Origin of the sequence: Spiribacter aquaticus (assembly GCF_007625215.1) — a bacterium.
Classification (GTDB): Bacteria; Pseudomonadota; Gammaproteobacteria; order Nitrococcales; family Nitrococcaceae; genus Spiribacter; species Spiribacter roseus.
In genome coordinates, this window is the sequence record NZ_VMKP01000002.1 from 452,118 (window position 1) to 470,656 (window position 18,539).

General features: G+C 65.7%; 21 protein-coding genes and 1 riboswitch. Of the genes, 7 read left to right on the plus strand and 14 right to left on the minus strand.

The features are described from left to right. Positions 1 to 28 precede the first annotated feature (28 nt). Positions 29 to 628 carry a tetratricopeptide repeat protein gene (locus FPL11_RS05605; RefSeq protein WP_144347760.1) on the minus strand — a complete coding sequence of 200 codons (600 nt, stop codon included), beginning with the start codon at positions 626 to 628 and terminating at the stop codon, positions 29 to 31. A gap of 293 nt (positions 629 to 921) precedes the next feature. Between FPL11_RS05605 and FPL11_RS05610 the strand changes: the two genes are divergently transcribed. The 3 genes from FPL11_RS05610 (at position 922) to FPL11_RS05620 (ending at position 2,329) form a co-directional block, all read left to right on the plus strand. After that, on the plus strand, positions 922 to 1,248 hold the full coding sequence (locus tag FPL11_RS05610; RefSeq protein WP_144347761.1) for a hypothetical protein: 327 nt from the start codon (positions 922 to 924) through the stop codon (positions 1,246 to 1,248). Positions 1,249 to 1,286: 38 nt separating this feature from the next. Beyond that, a complete protein-coding gene (locus FPL11_RS05615) occupies positions 1,287 to 1,913 on the plus strand; it encodes a hypothetical protein (RefSeq protein ID WP_144347762.1) in 627 nt (208 codons plus the stop codon). Positions 1,914 to 1,975: 62 nt separating this feature from the next. Further along, positions 1,976 to 2,329, plus strand: coding sequence for a hypothetical protein (locus FPL11_RS05620; RefSeq protein WP_144347763.1), 354 nt, complete (start codon positions 1,976 to 1,978; stop codon positions 2,327 to 2,329). A 75-nt stretch (positions 2,330 to 2,404) separates the two neighbouring features. On the opposite strand, the gene FPL11_RS05625 is transcribed toward FPL11_RS05620, so the two are convergent. The 5 genes from FPL11_RS05625 to FPL11_RS05645 all read right to left on the minus strand — a co-directional run bounded on the left by FPL11_RS05625 (position 2,405) and on the right by FPL11_RS05645 (position 5,567). Next, positions 2,405 to 2,971 (minus strand): hypothetical protein, encoded by a 567-nt coding sequence (locus FPL11_RS05625; RefSeq protein WP_159308455.1) that lies wholly within the window; start codon positions 2,969 to 2,971, stop codon positions 2,405 to 2,407. A gap of 114 nt (positions 2,972 to 3,085) precedes the next feature. After that, positions 3,086 to 3,616, minus strand: a complete 531-nt coding sequence (locus FPL11_RS05630) for a porin family protein (RefSeq protein ID WP_144347765.1) — start codon at positions 3,614 to 3,616, stop codon at positions 3,086 to 3,088. Positions 3,617 to 3,829: 213 nt separating this feature from the next. Beyond that, positions 3,830 to 4,315, minus strand: a complete 486-nt coding sequence (locus FPL11_RS10235; RefSeq protein WP_159308454.1) for an integrase core domain-containing protein — start codon at positions 4,313 to 4,315, stop codon at positions 3,830 to 3,832. 77 nt (positions 4,316 to 4,392) lie between these two features. Further along, positions 4,393 to 4,848 (minus strand): RES family NAD+ phosphorylase, encoded by a 456-nt coding sequence (locus FPL11_RS05640; protein WP_200833578.1) that lies wholly within the window; start codon positions 4,846 to 4,848, stop codon positions 4,393 to 4,395. A 209-nt stretch (positions 4,849 to 5,057) separates the two neighbouring features. Then, positions 5,058 to 5,567: an MbcA/ParS/Xre antitoxin family protein gene (locus FPL11_RS05645; protein WP_144347768.1), complete on the minus strand. Its 510-nt coding sequence runs from the start codon at positions 5,565 to 5,567 to the stop codon at positions 5,058 to 5,060. A 158-nt stretch (positions 5,568 to 5,725) separates the two neighbouring features. Here FPL11_RS05645 and FPL11_RS05650 point away from each other — a divergent pair, with 158 nt between their 5' ends. Then, on the plus strand, positions 5,726 to 6,154 hold the full coding sequence (locus FPL11_RS05650) for an RDD family protein (protein ID WP_144347769.1): 429 nt from the start codon (positions 5,726 to 5,728) through the stop codon (positions 6,152 to 6,154). A gap of 18 nt (positions 6,155 to 6,172) precedes the next feature. Here FPL11_RS05650 and lptG read toward each other — a convergent pair whose 3' ends face one another. Further along, a complete protein-coding gene (gene lptG, locus FPL11_RS05655; protein WP_235013434.1) occupies positions 6,173 to 7,258 on the minus strand; it encodes an LPS export ABC transporter permease LptG in 1,086 nt (361 codons plus the stop codon). Next, positions 7,228 to 8,307 carry an LPS export ABC transporter permease LptF gene (gene lptF / locus FPL11_RS05660; RefSeq protein ID WP_159308453.1) on the minus strand — a complete coding sequence of 360 codons (1,080 nt, stop codon included), beginning with the start codon at positions 8,305 to 8,307 and terminating at the stop codon, positions 7,228 to 7,230. The genes lptG and lptF overlap by 31 nt, the downstream gene beginning before the upstream one ends. A gap of 110 nt (positions 8,308 to 8,417) precedes the next feature. Between lptF and FPL11_RS05665 the strand changes: the two genes are divergently transcribed. Beyond that, positions 8,418 to 8,834, plus strand: a complete 417-nt coding sequence (locus tag FPL11_RS05665; protein ID WP_159299614.1) for a DNA polymerase III subunit chi — start codon at positions 8,418 to 8,420, stop codon at positions 8,832 to 8,834. Between the two features lie 15 nt (positions 8,835 to 8,849). Beyond that, positions 8,850 to 11,651, plus strand: a complete 2,802-nt coding sequence (locus tag FPL11_RS05670; RefSeq protein ID WP_144347772.1) for a valine--tRNA ligase — start codon at positions 8,850 to 8,852, stop codon at positions 11,649 to 11,651. 33 nt (positions 11,652 to 11,684) lie between these two features. On the opposite strand, the gene FPL11_RS05675 is transcribed toward FPL11_RS05670, so the two are convergent. Continuing rightward, positions 11,685 to 12,710, minus strand: a complete 1,026-nt coding sequence (locus FPL11_RS05675; RefSeq protein WP_159308452.1) for a DUF945 family protein — start codon at positions 12,708 to 12,710, stop codon at positions 11,685 to 11,687. A gap of 140 nt (positions 12,711 to 12,850) precedes the next feature. After that, positions 12,851 to 12,952, plus strand: a riboswitch (TPP riboswitch). Here FPL11_RS05675 and FPL11_RS05680 point away from each other — a divergent pair. Continuing rightward, entirely contained in the window at positions 12,942 to 14,336 is a 1,395-nt protein-coding gene (locus FPL11_RS05680; protein WP_144347774.1) for a sodium:solute symporter family transporter, read from the plus strand. (Overlaps the previous riboswitch by 11 nt.) On the opposite strand, the gene FPL11_RS05685 is transcribed toward FPL11_RS05680, so the two are convergent. From FPL11_RS05685 to FPL11_RS05705, 5 genes are read right to left on the minus strand one after another with little or no spacing between them, the layout of a single operon-like run. Beyond that, positions 14,308 to 14,535, minus strand: coding sequence for a DUF2970 domain-containing protein (locus FPL11_RS05685; RefSeq protein WP_110883188.1), 228 nt, complete (start codon positions 14,533 to 14,535; stop codon positions 14,308 to 14,310). The genes FPL11_RS05680 and FPL11_RS05685 overlap by 29 nt on opposite strands. Beyond that, the gene (locus tag FPL11_RS05690; protein WP_144347775.1) at positions 14,532 to 15,791 is read right to left on the minus strand and encodes an MFS transporter; all 1,260 of its coding nucleotides are present in this window, start codon (positions 15,789 to 15,791) and stop codon (positions 14,532 to 14,534) included. Before FPL11_RS05690 ends, FPL11_RS05685 begins: the two co-directional genes overlap by 4 nt. Then, complete coding sequence (rimI, locus tag FPL11_RS05695) at positions 15,788 to 16,279, minus strand: ribosomal protein S18-alanine N-acetyltransferase (protein WP_144347776.1); 492 nt, start codon at positions 16,277 to 16,279, stop codon at positions 15,788 to 15,790. The genes FPL11_RS05690 and rimI overlap by 4 nt, the downstream gene beginning before the upstream one ends. After that, positions 16,276 to 16,950 (minus strand): uracil-DNA glycosylase, encoded by a 675-nt coding sequence (locus FPL11_RS05700; protein WP_144347777.1) that lies wholly within the window; start codon positions 16,948 to 16,950, stop codon positions 16,276 to 16,278. The genes rimI and FPL11_RS05700 overlap by 4 nt, the downstream gene beginning before the upstream one ends. Before the next feature lie 22 nt (positions 16,951 to 16,972). Further along, entirely contained in the window at positions 16,973 to 18,526 is a 1,554-nt protein-coding gene (locus tag FPL11_RS05705; protein ID WP_144347778.1) for a 2-isopropylmalate synthase, read from the minus strand. Between the last annotated feature and the right edge of the window lie 13 nt (positions 18,527 to 18,539).

The window sequence follows — 18,539 nt, forward strand, 5'->3', positions numbered from 1 at the left end:
TTAATCTGAGGATGTCGATCGGCGGGCGTCATTCACAGTCCTGATAGCCCGACTCCATGCAGGTCCGCGCTCGGCTCTGGGCTTCCTCTAACGCTTCGCGAGACATCACGTCAGCGAAGATGTCCATGCCCTCCTTCGCTGTTTCATTACCATTTGCTGAAGCGATGTTAAGCCACATATGGGCAGTAACATGGTCTTGAATCACCCCTTGACCTCCCCCGTACATCTTCCCTAGCTGGAATTGAGCTCGGGCAACGCCTTGCTCGGCCGCTGCTCGGAACCAGCGCATGGCCTCTGAATAATCCTGCGGTACCCCATTACCTGCGTAGTAACTGTGGCCAAGGATAAGCTGACCCCCTGCATGACCTCGCTCGGCGGCAGCTCGATACCACCGAACGGCTTCCGAGTCGTCCTCGGGCACTGGTTTGCCAGCGGCATACATGCCCCCTAGTACAACCTGAGCCCGGGTATGGCCCACTTCCGCAAGAGGCTGCATTATCTCGAAGGCGGTCTCGTAGTCGCCTTTATTAATGGCATCCATACCGTCCTCAAAGCTCTGCGCCCAGACGGTATTCAATACGAACACCAAGAGGATAACGGTGCCTCGGGCGATGGTTGTGGTACTCATGCTTTGGCCACTGTTGCTTAAGGTCTGATTCCAACCCGATGGAATCTTCGCGATCTGAGAAAGCGTCGACAGGGTACCGTGCCTTCCATATTCCACCACCCCCCATATGGGGGAGTCATTGGCCCAGCATCCCTTGTACGCTCATGACTCATGTTCTCGCGGATGCTTCGCTGTCTACAGGAGCATTTCGATCGACTACTGCTGAAACAGCCACACAATACGATCTGGGCGGCGATCACAGGAGCCGGATCTCGTGCCGTTCCAGGTCGGAGTCACAGGCAAGGAACCAAAGCATGGCAGCCAATAACTTCCTGATCGGCATCCAATCCGCAACGGTAATAAGCCTACTCTTGAGCAGCACGCTGATGGCCAGCGAGCCTGACGAAGCATCCATTGCCGAGCGAGGCCGGATGGGCATCGAGGCCTACGCTCGAGTCATGGACGCCCTCGAGGTACCCGACGCGCAACGGTTGAGCGCCGATACGGTAACGGCCTACTCAGGCGCTGATACCCTCCTCGAGGCCATGCAGACCGCCCGTGAAGCGCAACGCGAAGCGCTTGAGGGTGAGGATCGTCGGTTTGGGTATATCGACATGCCGGATGCGGACTCGGCAGAGTGATTTGCATGCCCCAACATCAAGGACGAGGAGACATCACAGTGAGCAAAGGATACGCAGCCATCCTAGGTCTGGCAGTGCTCAGTGCGGGGTGTGCAACTGTTGAACCATCGAAAGATAATCCACCTAGCTACAGCACCGACGAACAGGCCATGCTCGCCTCTGGTTTTCCTATCGAGCGTATTGAAAAGCCTGACGACTACTACCTTATTGATCGCTATTCCGAGACAACGCGAGACGACTACGACCATAGTCCGGGTGCGACGTACCGGAAGGCTTATACGATCCAGGGTGGCGCTGTCTGGATCAGCAAGGCTGGATCCACGAGCGTGGCTGCTGTTCATCATGCCGGACTGAAAGACTCCGTCAGCGGCAAAGGCAGATGGATGCAGTGGGAAGGCAGCGACGGAAGCGAGGAGGTCGGTGGCAGGCGGTACGTCTACAAGAACCTCTCAGGTTTCTACACCGATATGCTCAGCAACACCTCTTACGCCCCGAACAACGCCCCGGAGTGCGCCGCGGGAGTGGTCATGCAGACTTACTCGCTCGACCGGGGAGAGCGCACATTGCTCCAGTACCTCGAAGGGCGAGAGGATTGCGGTCCGATGAGTCGCCAGGAAAAGACAGCGGTCCGCAACACGGCTTATGAGCTGTTCGACCTGGACTAAATAAAGATGCCCAAACGGCGGGGGCCGAGGGCCCCCAACATCAAGGATAAGGAGACACGACAATGAGCACCGACGGATTTTTCTGGGCCGGCATGGCCGGCGGGCGGCAGAACCAGATCGACAAACTGAACCGCTCTATCGACAAGTGGGAAGCCCACACCCAGAAGCTTGAGCGCATCATCAACGACCTGCGTGCCGAGAACCGGGCGCTTCGCAAGTCACGGCTGGTGTGGCTGGATAATGCGACTCGCAGGGAAGGCGAAGGAAAACTCATAGCCCAGTCTTTCAGGGAAGTCTACGGGACTTCGGCTACGGAATATCTGGGCGGACCTGATGAAGCGGACAAAAAGATAGAGAAAGCCAGGATCGAGTCAAGAAAGAACGGCATTGGCAAGAACTTCGACTGGAATCTTTAACAAATGGATAAGCAGAGATAAGGCACCCTGACCTGAAATATAAACAGTAATCAGGGTGCCGTTCGTAGAGTTAATCTAGTTATCCCCGATTCTACTTCCTCCACCCCCCTCATCACCTGAACGCTTATTCCCGGGCGCTTCCGCACCACCTGACTGGGTCGTATCTCCGCCGGGGAGTGCGCCGGTGGAGCGGCCATTGTTACCACCCCCGCCACCACTGTCGCCCGGGGACTTCGGGCTGCCACTGTCACCGGCAATCCGCCCGACACCAGCCTGCGTCATGCGCTCGGTGGTCGCGGTGCCAGCCCGGGCCTGCTGACGGATATCGCCCTCGTTCTGCACCGACCCGAGCGGCTGCACGCCGAAGCCGATCCAGCGCATGACCTCATCGGCAAAGCCGTAGATCAGCTCATGGGCCTTGTGCGAAACCGTGATCACCAGGATCACCATGATGAGGTTGGTGAACAGAATCCCCACAATCGCACTGCTCGTCGTTGAGTTCACTACCGACTCGTTGAACACCATGTAGCTCTCAAGCGCGAAGTAGGCGATCCCCTTCATCACAAAGATCGCCACAATCACCCCGATGGTGAGCAGAATCGGGCGAAGAACCACATTGAGCAGAAGCTGATAGCCCTGCAACGCATACCGCCCGGCAAACCCCTCACCCTCGGGGACCGCATGGGAGGCAGCCCAGAGTGAAATTAAGCAGGGGGCATGAGCGCTGACTACCTCTCAGGAACCTTATGCCTTATATCAATACCTATAGGTCCCGCCAACGGATATGCCCGAGACTTCGAAGTCGCTCCCATCGATGTACTGGACGTACTCGACGAAACCGGTGATCCGGTCAGTTAATCCAATCTGGCCACCAACGCCGTAGGATAGGTCGCTTTCACTTTCTTCCTCGACGCCGCCCGGACCCTCAAACTTCGTTTCGCCATAGGTGTAACCGGCAAGCCCATAAAAAGAGATACGGTCTGAGATAGGCAAACGCCCTATGCCATAGGCGCCATAGAAGGGGTTAAGGCTCACATCAACGTTTGATCCAAGGACATCGATATCGTCATCGGCGATACCGTTGCCAACACGGAACTCATAACTGAAGTACTCGTTAACTTCGCCACCGAAGTGACTGATAAAGGCAGTCGGAGTCGCTGTTGGGTAGCCCTCAATATCCACATCGACAGAGCCAATACTAAAGCCTACGTAACCCTGCTGTGCGAGCACAGGACCGGAAATCCCAGTGAGGACTAGCGCTAGAGGGCACAGCTTTTTCATACGCATGGTGCATCTCCATTGCTGTGTGATTGACCGCGGCGGGAGCCTACAGATTTAAAGGCGACCTTGACCACCCGGACAATCGGTCAATGTCGTTACCGCCACCCTTATCTTGCCCTCCTGATCCGCATAGGATGTTGTGAATCCCGATAACCCGTCCAATACAGTGTTAGGAGCGGGGGCCGGTGTCTGTCAACAAAGTTGTCGCCTCAAACCGTTTCAGGCCACCCTGGTCAATCGTGAGTCCCGGCGCTCCTTCTCCGGGTTGAGATGGACCGCGCCGACGGGGCGCCAGTCTCGGATTTCCCGGCTCCAGCGGCGCGGGTTCCGGGCCTTCGTCTCGCCGTAGACCTGCTGGCGTCGAGCCAGGATAGCCGCATCCTTGCCGTTGTGCTGCTCCACCGGCGTGATGTACTGGATGCCGCTGTGCCGGTGCTCGTGGTTGTACCACTGCACGAAGCGCTGGACCCATTCCCGGGCGGCTTCCAGGCTTCCGAAGCCATTCGCCGGATAGGCTGGCATCGCCTTGCAGGTGGCAAAGATGGACTCCGAGAACGGGTTGTCGTTGGATGAAGCGGACCCCGGTTTTCGAATCAGGTGAGAAGCAAAGAGTCGGAGGCTATCCTCGGCCCATTCCAGAGGTGATCTTTCCCACCGCCAGAGGAGACCTGCGTAAGTGAGTAGACTGGCCGTGAACCATGGCAACAGCAGCCAACCACACGACCAAGCGCAAGAGGGTCCGAGGACAGACGGGAGAGGGGTATGGTGCTAGTGAAGGCCTGTCAGGCCCCTGAAGGCATTTTCTCCACGGTAACCTTCCCAGAATACGGCACCACGAGTCGAAAATGCCGGGCCTGTAGCACGTCCTGTATCTTGCTTGGCCGATAGGCCACCCAACTCACGCCACCTGGATGGCGCACGCTGCTATAGACGATCCCGTCGTGCGAGCTGGCTCTGATGCTTTGCCCAAAAGCCTGGGTCAGTTGACAGCTCGCCGGGTCCGGGTCGTGCAGGTCCGGGCGGGTTCCTCGGATATCGACAAAGTCACCCTCGAGTCGCGCGGTGTATTCGCGCAGCTCCTCTGTCTTCTGCTCCAGCGCGCTCAGTGCGATCTCGCGGCGAATGCCGTTGGCCACCTCAAGAAACGATGTCTCGAGCGCACTCGCGGCGTACCAGGCACCAAGATCAGGTCCAGCAAAACGGGTGCCCTGCGGTGCACTGTGCAGGAAAGCGGCCAAGACAACGCTTGCATTGGGGCGTCCATACACCCATTCGGATTCGGGAAGCCGTCTGAGTCGCGTTTCGACGAGACGATCGTTAGTCCAGCCCTCGAGCTCGAGGACCCTCTCAAGATCGGACGGGCTGGCCACCCGATCGAACGTATCGATTGGAGGGAATCGCAACGGGACAAGGCGGTGCGTGCGCTCAGGAGCGCGGGAGAGGTGCATCAGATGAGGACAAGGTCTGCTTCGCGTACTGGCTCGATATCTGCTCCCTCTCCAGGCCCTCCACGGAGCCCGCCACGCCAACCATCTAGGTAGCGCCGGACAGTGAGAATGCCATCAAGACCGCCTTCAACCATCACATCGAGCGGAGCCTGCCCGCCAAAGAGCTCACCGCCATGTGGGCCCTTCAGCCATGTCATCGCCTCGGCTTCAATTGGGAATAGGACATTCAGGGCCTTATGAACCCCTAGCATGCCGGAGATTCGCGTCAGCGTATCGAGCGGTAGCGTCAGTGGCTCATGCGCGCGCGCCTTTCTCACCCACTCGTAGTAGGTCGAGCGTGACGGTTCGCCAAGCAGCGACACTCGGTTATTCGGCGAGAGATTGTAGCGATCGGCAATGGCAAGGAAGGTGCGCAGGCCCGGCCCGCTCACGCGGCCCCGAGCATCAGCATCGATCCTCTTGAGAACGGGTTCTCCGTCTACCTTTTCAGGGAATTGGACAATAGCCATAGCGCGCCTCCTTCCTGATTTGTAGTTGTATTCCAAATCTGGACATTTATCAACAACTCCTCCCTGCCATGGAGATCAGCCATGTGGCGGAATGACGACGGTCCTTCATAACCCCACCAGTGTCGCCCACACCCCGCAAAATCCGTATCCTTTCGAGCATGATCTCTCCGGAAAACCGTCCCAGCCTCCTGCGCCGCCTGGCCGCCGTTCTCTACGACGGCATGCTGCTGATCGCGCTGTGGATGGGTGCAGGCGCCCTGTGGATCGCCTTTCAGGGGGGTGAAGCGGCACCCGCCGGCGACGCGCTGTTCCGCGTGTATTTGCTGGCGGTGGCGTACGCGTTTTTCATCGGCTTCTGGGTCTGGGGCGGCAACACGCTGGGGATGAAGGCGTGGCGGCTGCGACTGGTGGATGCCGACGGCGCGAGGGTGACGACCCGCGCCGCCACGCACCGATTCTTTACGGCAATGCTCTCGTGGCTGCCGGCCGGGCTCGGTTTTTTGTGGGCGATGATCGACCGGCAGGGCCTGACCTGGCACGACCGGCTCTCGCAGACCTATCTGATGCTCGAGCCCAAAAAGCGCTGAACCCGCCCCGGCCGGCGATCAGCGCACGCGCCGCAACGCCACCAGCGCAATCAGCAGAAACAGTCCGGTGGGCGCCAGGGCGCTTGCCGCCGGCGGCAGGCCATAGACCAGCCCGGCGTTGCCGAGAAACCGATTGAGCAGGAAAAACGCCAGCCCGATCAACACCCCCAGGAACACCTGCTGCCCCACCCCGGTGCTGCGCTGCGAACCAAACACCAGCGGCACCGCCAGCAGCAGCATCACCACTGTGGCCAGCGGTGTCGCGAGCTTGACCCACAGGGCGAGCTGATATTGATCACTGCGCAGCTCGTTGGCCTGCAGATACTTGATATAGCGAAACAGCTCGCTGGCCGGCAGCGCCTGGGCATCCTGCACCACCACCTCGAGGGTGGCCGGGCGCAGCTGCCCGCCAAGGGTGATGCGCTCGCGGGTCTCGACGCGGATCGGGAAGTCGCCCAGCGCGGTCACCCGGGCGTCGCGCAGCTGCCACTGCCCGTTGACGAACCGCGCCCGCGGCGCCGTCACGATGCGCATGAGCTGATTGCCGTCGATTTCATAGGCGCGCACTCCGGCGAGCAGGTCGGCGCGCACCACGCGGTCGGCGCGCAGGCGATAGTCGCCATCCCGCGCCCACAGACCGCCGCCGACGGTGCCGATACGACCGCCCGCGGCCTCCGCGCGAATGGTCTGGGCCAGCTGATTGGCCGGCGGCGCAACAAACTCCCCCAACAGCCCGGCCAGCACGGCGAGGCCGATGCCGGCCACCACCACGGCGCGGGCGATCTGGCCCACGGAGCGGCCCACCGCCCGCATCACGATCAGTTCGCTGCGGGCGGCGAGCGCCCCCAGGCTGACCAGCGCACCAATGAGTGTGGCCATGGGGAAGGCCTCGTAGGCGCGCTGCACCATCGAGAGGGCCACCACCGCCATGGCGGCCGCCAGGTCATAGTCGCCGCGGCCGATGTCATCGGCCTCGTCGATGAACTCGAACACAAAGCTGAGACTGACGATGACCACCAGCCCCATCAACGCGCCCACAAGCACGGTGGAGGCGATATAACGGTCGAGCCGGTTCATGCCGCCCGCCGCCGTCGCCACTGCCATCCCAGCATCCCCCGCAGTGCGGTCAGTACGACCAGCAGCGCCAGACCATGCACCCAGGCCACGCCCAGCCAGCGTGGCATCACCCCGCTCGCCAGCCAGTCGCTGGCGGTGTAGAGCAGGTTAAAATAGATCATGAACAGCAGCACGGCGGTCACGACCCGGCCGTACCGGCCGCTGCGCGGGTCGCTGCGCGCCAGGGGCAGACTGCCCAGCGCCAGCACCAGCACCATGACCGGGAATGACAGGCGGCGCTGGAGTTCGGCCCGCGCGCCCGGCGCCTCGCTTGCCCAGAGCGCGGCGAGGGACTCGGCATCGCGGCCAACGCCTGGGTCCACGGGATCCGGCTCGGCGATGCGCACGCCGTGCTCGGCGTATTCCATGACCCGCCAGGCGGCCTGACCGGCCCGCCCGTCGTAACGCCAGCCGTCCCCCAGGACCAGGAACTCGCCCGGTGCCACGCCGTTGATCTGACGCTCCCCGCGCTCGGCCACCCAGATCTGGCGTGTACCGTCGACGCGGCGCTCGGCGAACACGCCGCGCAGGGTGCCGTCATCATCAATGCGCTCGACATAGACCGTGACGTTGTCGCCGGGGCTCAGAAACCGCCCCGGCTGGACCCCGCCAAAGCGGGCCTGCTGCTGGGCGTTGGCCAGCACCTGATCGGCCTGACGTTCCGCGGCCGGCCCCAGCGACAGCGACAGTCCGCCCACCAGCACGGCGAGCGGTACGGCAAATGCGAAAATCCCGGTATAGACCCGGCCGGGGCCGATGCCGCAGCCCGCCATGGCGGTCATCTCAGAGTCGCGGTAGAGCCGTCCCAGCGCCATGACACAGCCCAGAAAGAAGCTGCCCGGCAGCACCACCCCCAGGTTGGCGACGGCCTTGAGCCCCAGCAGGGTAAAGATCACCTCGGGCGGGATGTCGCCACTGGCCGCATCGGCCATGAACTGGATCAGCCGGTTGGTCAGCAGCACCACCACCAGCACCACGGTGACGCCCAGCCAGGCCAGCAGCACTTCGCGGCCCACATAGCGGGTCAGGCGCCTCACGACCACGACAGTGACCCTGTGCCTGCGGTAATCTGTAGCGGTTTATGCAATGTGGTTGTATCCATGCCAGATCGCCGTGACCGGCTCATGGTACAGCGCCGGAGCGAATGATGCCGCGCGTCGATTTCTACATCCTGGATCAGGCCGACCCGGCCCAGCGCACGCACTTCTGCTGCCGGCTGGCCGCGCGCGCCTGGCGCGAGGGGCTGCGGGTCTGGATCCGCACCGCCGATGCGGCCATGACCGAGCGACTCGACACGGCATTGTGGACCTTTGATGAGGCAAGCTTCATCCCCCATGGCACCACGGCGCTCGACGGCGACAACCCGATCGTGATCAATGAGGCCGACAGCCCCGGCGCCCTGCTGATCAACCTGGGCGACTCGCTGGCCGCCGACTGGCAGCAGCGCGACCGCATTGCCGAAATCATCACCGCTGACGAGGCGACCCGCCAGGCCGGCCGCGCACGATACCGCGACTACCAGCAGGCCGGCGCCGCCCTGCAGACCCACCGCATCGACCACTAGGAGCGCTCACCGCCCATGGAAAAGACCTACACCCCCGCCCGCATCGAGTCTCACTGGTATGCGCAATGGGAGCAGGCGGGCTATTTCCGACCCGGCGAGTCGGGGGATCCCTACTGCATCATGATCCCGCCGCCCAACGTCACCGGAACGCTGCACATGGGCCATGCGTTTCAGGACACGCTGATGGATGTGCTGGTGCGCTATCACCGCATGGCGGGCTACAACACGCTCTGGCAGCCCGGTACCGATCACGCCGGCATTGCCACGCAGATGGTGGTCGAGCGCCAGCTCAATGCCGAGGGCCACGATCGGCACGCCCTGGGACGCGCGGCGTTCGTCGAGAAGATCTGGGAGTGGAAGGCGCAGTCCGGCGGCACCATCCAGAACCAGATGCGGCGCTTGGGTGCGTCGGTGGACTGGTCCCGCGAGCGCTTCACCATGGACGAGGGCCTGTCCGAGGCGGTCGAAGCGGTGTTCGTGCAGCTCTACCGCGAGGGCCTGATCTATCGCGGCGAGCGGCTCGTGAACTGGGACCCGGTGCTGCAGACCGCGGTCTCCGACCTGGAAGTCGAGTCGGCCGAGGAGCAGAGCTCGATCTGGCGGCTGCGCTATCCGATCGTCGACAGCGACGAGTGGCTGGTGGTGGCCACCACCCGGCCCGAGACCATGCTGGGCGACACCGCGGTCGCGGTGAACCCGGACGACGAACGCTATCAGTCACTGATCGGGCGCCGGGTGCGCCTGCCGCTGGTGGACCGCGAGATCCCCATCGTCGGGGACGACTACGTCGACCCGGCGTTTGGCACCGGCTGTCTCAAGATCACGCCCGCGCACGACTTCAACGACTACGAGGTCGGTCTGCGCCATGGCTGCACGCCGATCAACATCCTCACCGAGGATGCCCGCATCAACGCCAATGCGCCGACGGCCTACCAGGGGCTCGACCGCTACGCGGCCCGCGAGCGCATCATCGCCGACTTCGAGGCCGCCGGGCTGCTCGACGGCATCGACCCGCACCGCCTGATGGTGCCGCGCTGTGATCGCACCGGCGTGGTGGTCGAGCCATTCCTGACCCGGCAGTGGTTTGTCGATCTGACCCGCGAGACCCAGTCGGACGGGCGGCCGGGCGGCTGGCGCGAGATCACCCGACCGGCGCTGGACGCCGTGCGCAACGGCGACATCCGCTTCGTGCCCGAGAACTGGACCAAGACCTACTACAACTGGCTTGAGGACATCCAGGACTGGTGCATCAGCCGCCAGCTGTGGTGGGGCCATCGCATCCCGGCCTGGTACGACGCCGAGGGCGCGGTCTATGTCGGCCGCGACGAGGCGGAAATCCGCGCCCGTCATGACCTGGGCCCGGAGGTATCGCTGCGCCAGGACGAGGATGTGCTCGACACCTGGTTTTCCTCGGCGCTATGGCCTTTCTCGACACTGGGCTGGCCCGAGGAGAGCGTCGAGCTCAATCGCTTCTACCCCACCAGCGTGCTGGTCACCGGCTTCGACATCATCTTTTTCTGGGTGGCCCGGATGATCATGATGGGCCTCAAGTTCCGCGGCGAGGTGCCGTTCCGCGAGATCTACATCCACGGACTGGTGCGCGACAGCAGTGGCGCGAAAATGTCCAAGTCCAAGGGCAATGTGCTCGACCCCCTCGACATCATCGACGGCATCGACCTGGAGTCGCTGGTCAAAAAGCGCACCACCGGGCTCATGCAGCCCCAGCGCGCGCCGGCCATCGAGGCACAGACCCGGGAGGCCTTCCCCGAGGGCATTGCCGAGCACGGCACGGATGCGCTGCGCTTTACCTTTGCGAGCCTTGCCACCACCGGTCGCGACGTGGTTTTTGACATGGGCCGTGTGGATGGCTATCGCAACTTCTGCAACAAGCTCTGGAACGCCGCGCGCTTCGTGCTCATGAACACCGAAGACCGGCTCGAGGGCATCGACGCGGGCGAGATGAGCTACGGCACCGCCGAGCGCTGGATCGTCACCCGCCTGCAGCGCACCGAGCAGACCGTCAACGAGGCCATCCAGAGCTATCGTCTGGATCTGGCCGCGCAGGCGATCTACGAGTTCACCTGGGACGAGTACTGCGACTGGTACCTGGAGCTCAGCAAGCCGGCCCTGCAGGGCGATGCCGACACGCCACAGGCCCGCGGCACGCGCTACACCCTGGTGCGAGTGCTCGAGGGACTGCTGCGCCTGCTCCACCCGATCATGCCGTTCATCACCGAGGCGATCTGGCAGCGCGTGGCCCCGGTGGCGGGCCTGAGCGGCGAGACCATCATGACCCAGGCGTTCCCGATCGCCGATCCGGAGCGCATCGACACCGCCGCCGAGGCCGAAATCGATTGGCTGCAGCGCTTTATCCTGGGGATACGGCGCATCCGCGGGGAGATGGACATCGCCCCCGGCAAGCGCCTGCCGGTCATCCTGCAGAACGGCAGCAACGCCGATCGCCAACGCGTCGAGCACCATCGCGCCGCGCTGGACTTTCTCGGTCGGCTGGCCTCGATCGATTGGCTGGGCCCTGATGAAGCGGCCCCGGAATCGGCCCTGGCGCTGGTGGACGACCTGGAGATCCGCGTGCCGATGGCCGGTCTGATCGATCGCGACGCCGAGCGGGCCCGCCTGGAAAAGGCCCGCGCCCGCCTCGCCGACGATCTGGCCCGCACCCGCGGCAAGCTCGACAATGCCGCGTTTGTGGAAAAGGCACCGGCCGAGGTTGTCCAGCGCGAGCGCGACAAGCAGGCCGAGACCGAGTCGGCACTGGCCCGCATTGACGAGCAGATCCGTCGCGTCGAGCGCCTCTAGCCGCGGGCCGGCGGCGGGCTGACGGCCAGGGCCCTAGCCACCCGGGGCCCAGGCCGGTGTCTGGCCGTGGATACGCAGGCTGCCCTCATCCACGGCCAGTGCCAGGCGCCAGTCGCCATCGCGGCGGCGCAGAAAGCCGAAGGCCCGGCCCAGGTCCAGCCACGCCCGGACCTCGCCGGGCAGCACGGCGACCAGCGCCTGGTCGATGACCAGCTCGGTGTCAAGGCGCAGCGCCTCCCATAAGACCATTCCGCTGGCACCGGAGTGCAACCGTTCGGCCATCGCCGGGCGGATTCGCAGACTGGCCTCGCCGCTCAGTCCCTGCTCCTGCGGGGTCTCGAGCCGTAACGCGGCGAGCGACAGACGGGGTGACTCGCTGGCCAGTGCGGCCAGGGACGGCCGCCACTGATCCGCGCTGAGCGTCAGCAGCGCCGCGGCGTCGATCCGCTCGAACTCCACCACGGCCCGGCCCTGCAGGGGCGCCACGTCGGGCAGCTCGAGTGCGTCGATGACGAGCCGTGCGTCACCACTCCAGACGCCCGCCGCCCCGGGCCGACCCGCCACCGGGCGCAGATCGGTGCTTGCCCGCAGCCCACCCAGCTCGAACAGGTCCGGCGCCCCCGCCAGCTGCTGGACGCGGACTGCGATTGACTGGGTGTCAAAGCCCAGATGCCCCCGTACCGAGATGCTCTCCGCGTCGCCGCCAAGCCGCTCGAACACCGGGGCCAGCGCGCCGGTGGGCTGCAGATGACCGTCAAAGGCCACACCCCGCCAGCCGTGCCGCAGGGTCTGCTCCAGCACCCAGTGCACCGGCTGCGGGGCACTCAGCCCAAGGGCGGCGCGCCATACCGGCGGCATCATCGACGCCGGCAGCACCAGCTCGGTCCGCACGGACGCGCGGTAGAGACCGCGCTGGTAGTCGACGACCCGCGCCGTCGCACCGGCACCGGCCGTCTCGCTGAGCGCGCGCTGCCACTGCTCGACCCGGTGCTGCCAGGTCTGCTCGGCCTGCCAGCCATTGAACACCGGCAGGCCCGCCATCACGGCGGCCAGCGCCACGGCCGGTACCCCGACCCACCATCGCCAATGCCTGCCCATGGATCATCCCGCTGCTGCCTTGATGGTCGTTCAGCCTGCCCCATTTGCATTTGCACGGCCACCGGCCGGTCGGCATACTCAGGCCTTCCAACAATCTGAACCCACGTCGCCAGGGGAGTCTTCGGACTGAGAGTGCGCCATCGCGCAGACCCTGGAACCTGAACCGGATCACACCGGCGGAGGAAGCGCGACATGCCCATCATCCCGCTCGCAGCGGTCAGCACCGCCCTTATCGTATTTGTCCTGCTCGGGCTTCGGGCCCGGCACAGCCGCAACCTCGACGATTACCTCACCGCCCGGCGCAGCCAGACCGGCACGACCCTGGGGCTGTCGTTTCTGGCCTCGGGCATGGGGGCCTGGATTCTGTTCGCGCCCCCCGAAATCGGCGCGTTCGTCGGACCGGTGGCGGTGGCCGGTTATGCCATCGGCTCGGCGCTGCCGTTCATCATCCTGGGACTGATCGGCCCGGCCATCCGCCGGCGGCTGCCCAGCGGGCGCAGCCTGACGGAGTTCAGCGCCGGGCGTTTCGGTAACGGCTTCCGCGCCTGGGTGGCGATCCTCTCGGTGCTTTATATGCTCTGCTTTCTCGCCGCCGAGCTGACCGCCGTGGGGGCCATCACCGCCCTGCTCTCGAATGCCGACGGCCGCTATGCGATCACCGCGGTGGCCGTCGCGACGGTGATCTACACCGCGGCCGGTGGTCTGCGCGCAAGCCTTGTCACCGACCGCTGGCAGGCCGGGCTGCTGGCGGCGCTGATCGTGATCGTGGCGGCGGCGGTGCTGGGCCTCGCGCCCGAGCGCCCGGCCGGCACCGGCGGCAGCCTGCCCACGCCCGCCCTCGGCGATGCGCTGGGGGTGGCGCTGACGCTGATCATGGCGGTTACCGCCGCGAACCTCTTTCATCAAGGCTACTGGCAGCGGGTGTGGGCGGCCCGGGATGACCATGCGCTGCGGCGCGGCGCGGTGATCGGCGGGCTGGCCACCATTGTCGTGGTGGCCATGCTGGGGGCGGCGGGACTGCTGGCAGCCAGCCGCGGACTGCCCCTCGGCACACCGCCGATCCCGCTGTTCGCGCTCATCACCGATGCCCCGGCTTGGCTGACGCTGCCGGCGCTGGTGCTGGGCATCACGCTGGTGGCCTCATCCGTCGATACCCTGCAGAACGCCCTGGTGTCGCTGGGGGTGACGGAGACCGGTTGGCTGCAGCGCCGCGGCGCCCGCTGGCTGTCGGCGCTTTTAATGATCCCGGTGGTGCTGATCGCCTGGCAGCAGATCTCGGTCCTGCGATTGTTCCTGATCGCCGATCTGCTCTGCGCCACCGCCGTGATTCCGCTTTTGAGCGGCCTGTCGGACCGGGTCTCCCCGCGTGCCGCGGTCCTGGGCGCGGGGGCCGGGCTGGTCGGCGCGGTGCTGCCCGGTGCCCTTGCCACTGGCAGTCTGATGGGCGGACTGCAGGTGGCGAGCTTTCCCGACAGCATCCCCACGCTGGGCCCCTTCCTGGGCGCCCTGAGCGCCTCGGGCCTGGTGGTCGCGGCGCTGGCGCTGCGCGGCGGGCGGGCTAACCGGCCTGACTCAGCACCAGGTTGACGATCACCAGCAGCACGACGACAAAGACCACGGTAAAGATCAGCCCCGCGATGATGAAATGCGCCGGGTTGCCGTGGCTGAAGTCGCGCTGCCGGGCGGCTTCGGTCTGCACGCCGAAGGCCGCGGCGGCTGTGCTCTTGAGGGCCTGCCACAGCGAGACGCGGGCCGGCCGGTCGCCGGAGGGTTGCGGGTCGGTCATCGGGTCGGATCCTCCTTGGGGTCGATGCGCGTGAGTATAAGCGCGCCCGCCAGAAACACCGCAATGAGCGCGAGCATCGAGTAGCGGACGTCGCCCAGCCATACGCCCAGCGCACCAAAAAGCGGTGGGCCGATGAGCGCAGCGGACTTACCCAGCACATTGTAGAAGCCGAAGAACTCGCCCGCACGCGCCGCGGGAATCAGCCCGGCATAGAACGACCGGCTGAGCGCCTGCACCCCGCCCTGGGCCACACCCACCAGGGCGGCAATGGCATAGAACTCCCACGCCGCCTCGATGAATGCGCCCCACAGGGCAATCCCGATATACAGGGTGAGGCCCATGAGGATGCCGCGGCGCGGCCCCAGCCGCGCCCCCACGACACCCATCAGCAGGGCGGCGGGAAAGCCGACGAACTGGGTAATGAGCAGCGCCAGCATCAGGTCGGTCTGGGCAAAGCCGAGCGAGCGGCCATAGGCCACCGCCATGCGGATGGTGGTGCCCACCCCGTCGATGTAGAGGAAGTAGGCCAGCAGGAACAGCCACACCGGGCGATAGGCCCGCAGGTGGGCGAAGGTGGCGCGCAGCTGACGCAGTCCGCCCGCCAGACCGGCGGCCCCGGCGCGTTCGCGGGCCGGCTCGGGCACCAGAAAGGCCAGTGGCAGCGAGAACAGCGCCCACCAGACGCCGGTGACGATGAATGCCGCCAGCGCGGCGTCCGTCGCCGAGCCGAACCCCAGCATGGCGGGGTGCATGATGGCGACAATGCACAGCAGATAGACCAGTCCGCCGCCCAGGTAGCCGACACCGAACCCGAGTCCCGAGATGGCGTGCCAGCGTGCCGGCGGGGCGATGCCCACCAGCAATGCATCGTAGAACAGGTTGGCCGCCATGAAGCCGATCACCGCCAGGGTGAACAGCGTGGCCGCCGGCAGGCTGGCGCCGGCGGGCACCCAGGCGAGCGCCGCAGTCAGTGCCGCGGCGGGCAGGGCGAACCCCAGCAGTGCCTGTTTGCGACGCCCCGCGCGGTCGGCCATGGCCCCGGCGAGCGGCGCGATCAGCACGATCACCGCGCTCGCCAGGCCATTCGCCCAGCCCAGGCGCAGGTTGGCCTGGGCGGGGCTCGCATCGGCACTCCAGTAGTCCTGGAACAGGATGGGGAAGATCCCCGCCATCACCACGGTCGCGAAAGCCGAATTGGCCCAGTCGTAAAGCGCCCAGGCCACCACCACCCGGCGGCGTTCACCGCCCAGCTTCATCGCCGCCCGACCGGTGCGACCTCCCGCAGGTCATAGCGCATGACCAGGGCGTCCTCCCGGCCGTCGTCAGTCCGGTAGTAGCCCGGGCGCCGGCCGACCCGGCGAAAGCCGGCGCTTTTGTACAGGCGCACGGCCGGGGCATTGCTCGGTCGCACCTCCAGGAACACCGACTCCGCGCCCAGCTGCTCGGCGCGCTCAAGGGCCTGTTCGAGCAGTGCCCGACCAAACCCCTGCCCGTGCCAGTCGGGATGCACCGCCAGGTTGAGGACATGCGCCTCGCCGGGGCCCATCGCCAGCACCACATGGCCGACGATGCGATCGGTGGCCAACTGCACCCAGCATTCATAGCCCATGCGCAGGCAGTCGCGGAAGATGTTCTGCGCCCAGGGAAAGCCATAGGCATTGGCCTCGACGCCGTGCACGCTGGGCACATCGCGGCGCCGCATGGGCCGGATCACCGGCAGGAAGTCCACCGGCGCGGCGGTCATGCCGACGCCCCGCGAAGCGCGCGGCGCACCGCCACCAGATCGGCCCAGGCCCGGGCCTTGGCATCGGGCCGGCGCAGCAGATAGGCCGGATGATAGGTCGCCCGCAGCGGAATCCCGGTGTCACCAAACCGGTGCCACTGATCCCGCAGCCGGCCCATGGTCTGCCGACTGCCGGTGAGCGACTGCGCCGCGATCTTGCCCACGGCCAGAATCACCCCGGGCTGGATCAGCGCCAGCTGGGCGTCCAGCCAGGGGCGGCAGGCGGCGATTTCCTCGGCGGTGGGATCGCGGTTTTCCGGCGGCCGGGACTTGACCACGTTGGTGATGAACACGTCCTGCTGCCGATCGAGACCCATGGCGGCCAGCATGGCGTCGAGCAGCTGACCGGCACGGCCGACGAACGGCTCGCCACGGCGGTCCTCCTCGGCCCCCGGGGCCTCGCCGATGATCATCAGCCGCGCGGCGGGGTCACCCACTCCCGGCACCGCGCGCTGGCGGGTGGCATGCAGCGGGCAGCGCTGGCACGCCTCGATCGAGGCGATCAGGCTGGACCAGTCACCGGCCGGCTCGGCCGGCGCCGTCTCACTGACCGGTTGACCCGCCCGGGCGCGTGACCGCCACACCGTCAGGCCCATCTCGTCGAGCATCCGTCGGCGCCGCTGGTCGATCATGCCGCCCCGCGCTCCGCCGCGCTCAGACGCCGTCGGTCTGGGGGTGGGTCCGCCCGCCGGTGGTGCGCAGGCGATTGAGGGCGTTCAGATACGCATTCGCCGAGGCGATGACAATGTCGGTGTCCGAGCCCTGGCCATTGACCACCCGGCCGCCCCACTCAAGGCGCACCGTCACTTCGCCCTGGGCATCCGTGCCCGAGGTGATGTTGTTCACCGAGTAGAGCAGCAGCTCCGCCCGCACGTCGAGCAGCCCGTCGATCGCCTTGAACGCCGCATCCACGGGCCCGTCGCCGGCGGCCTGGTTATGCCGCTCCTCGCCGTCGATCTCGAGGGTGACATCCGCCACCGGTGTCTCGCCGGTCTCCGAGCAACAGCGGAACGCCACCAGCGTCACGCTCTGGTCTTCTTCCATGGCCGCCACCGCCTCGGTGGCCACGGCCTGAAGGTCTTCATCGAAGATCTCGTGTTTCTTGTCCGCCAGGTCCTTGAAGCGCTGGAACGCCTCGTTGAGCTGCGCCGCGGTCTCGAAGCGGATGCCCAGCTCATCGCAGCGGCTGCGGAATGCGTTACGTCCCGAATGCTTGCCAAGCACCATGCGGTTGGTGCCCCAGCCAACGTCCTCGGCCCGCATGATCTCGTAGGTCTCGCGGTGCTTGAGCACGCCGTCCTGATGGATCCCCGACTCGTGGGCGAAGGCGTTGATGCCCACGATCGCCTTGTTGGGCTGGACCTGAAAGCCGGTGATATTGGCCACCAGCTTGGAGGTGGGCACGATCTCGCGGGTCTCGATGCGGGTATCGCAGGGCAGATCGTCCTGGCGTGTGCGCACCGCCATGACGATCTCCTCGAGCGCGGCGTTGCCGGCCCGCTCACCCAGCCCGTTGATGGTGCACTCGATCTGCCGGGCGCCCTCACGGACCGCCGCCAGCGAGTTGGCCACCGCCACACCCAGATCGTTGTGGCAGTGCACCGACCAGACCGCGCGGTCGGAATTGGGGACGCGCTCGCGCAGGTCACGGATCAGCCCGGCGAACTGCCTCGGCAGGTTGTAACCCACGGTATCGGGGATATTGATGGTCGTGGCGCCGGCGGCAATGGCGCGCTCGATGATGCGGCACAGGAACTCCGGGTCGGAGCGGCCGGCGTCCTCGGGCGAAAACTCGACGTCGTCGCACAGGTTGCGGGCACGGCCGACCGCCGTCACCGCCCGCTCAATGACCTCGTCGGGCTGGAGCTGGAGCTTTTTTTCCATGTGCACCGGCGAGGTGGCGATGAACGTGTGAATACGCCCCGCCGGCGCCGGCGCCACCGCCGCACCGGCGCGGTCAATGTCCTGCTCGTTGGCCCGGGCCAGCCCACAGACGCGCGCGTCGGTGATGGTCTCGGCCACCGCCCGCACCGACTCGAAATCGCCCTGGCTGGCGGCGGGGAAACCCGCCTCAATCACGTCCACACGCAGTCGCTGCAGCGCCCGGGCGATGCGCACCTTCTCCTCGCGGGTCATGGAAGCGCCCGGCGATTGCTCGCCGTCGCGCAGCGTCGTATCAAAGATGATCAGCCGGTCGGCTTCACTCATCATTCTTTCCTCA

Bases quoted from the DNA above. Each gene is read 5' to 3' on its own strand.
- FPL11_RS05605 (WP_144347760.1), bottom strand. From the start codon at position 628: ATGAGTACCACAACCATCGCCCGAGGCACCGTTATCCTCTTGGTGTTC.
- FPL11_RS05610 (WP_144347761.1), top strand. From the start codon at position 922: ATGGCAGCCAATAACTTCCTGATCGGCATCCAATCCGCAACGGTAATA.
- FPL11_RS05620 (WP_144347763.1), top strand. From the start codon at position 1,976: ATGAGCACCGACGGATTTTTCTGGGCCGGCATGGCCGGCGGGCGGCAG.
- FPL11_RS05630 (WP_144347765.1), bottom strand. From the start codon at position 3,616: ATGCGTATGAAAAAGCTGTGCCCTCTAGCGCTAGTCCTCACTGGGATT.
- FPL11_RS05645 (WP_144347768.1), bottom strand. From the start codon at position 5,567: ATGGCTATTGTCCAATTCCCTGAAAAGGTAGACGGAGAACCCGTTCTC.
- FPL11_RS05650 (WP_144347769.1), top strand. From the start codon at position 5,726: ATGATCTCTCCGGAAAACCGTCCCAGCCTCCTGCGCCGCCTGGCCGCC.
- lptG (WP_235013434.1), bottom strand. From the start codon at position 7,258: ATGGCAGTGGCGACGGCGGCGGGCGGCATGAACCGGCTCGACCGTTAT.
- FPL11_RS05665 (WP_159299614.1), top strand. From the start codon at position 8,418: ATGCCGCGCGTCGATTTCTACATCCTGGATCAGGCCGACCCGGCCCAG.
- FPL11_RS05670 (WP_144347772.1), top strand. From the start codon at position 8,850: ATGGAAAAGACCTACACCCCCGCCCGCATCGAGTCTCACTGGTATGCG.
- FPL11_RS05680 (WP_144347774.1), top strand. From the start codon at position 12,942: ATGCCCATCATCCCGCTCGCAGCGGTCAGCACCGCCCTTATCGTATTT.
- FPL11_RS05685 (WP_110883188.1), bottom strand. From the start codon at position 14,535: ATGACCGACCCGCAACCCTCCGGCGACCGGCCGGCCCGCGTCTCGCTG.
- FPL11_RS05690 (WP_144347775.1), bottom strand. From the start codon at position 15,791: ATGAAGCTGGGCGGTGAACGCCGCCGGGTGGTGGTGGCCTGGGCGCTT.
- rimI (WP_144347776.1), bottom strand. From the start codon at position 16,279: ATGACCGCCGCGCCGGTGGACTTCCTGCCGGTGATCCGGCCCATGCGG.
- FPL11_RS05700 (WP_144347777.1), bottom strand. From the start codon at position 16,950: ATGATCGACCAGCGGCGCCGACGGATGCTCGACGAGATGGGCCTGACG.
- FPL11_RS05705 (WP_144347778.1), bottom strand. From the start codon at position 18,526: ATGAGTGAAGCCGACCGGCTGATCATCTTTGATACGACGCTGCGCGAC.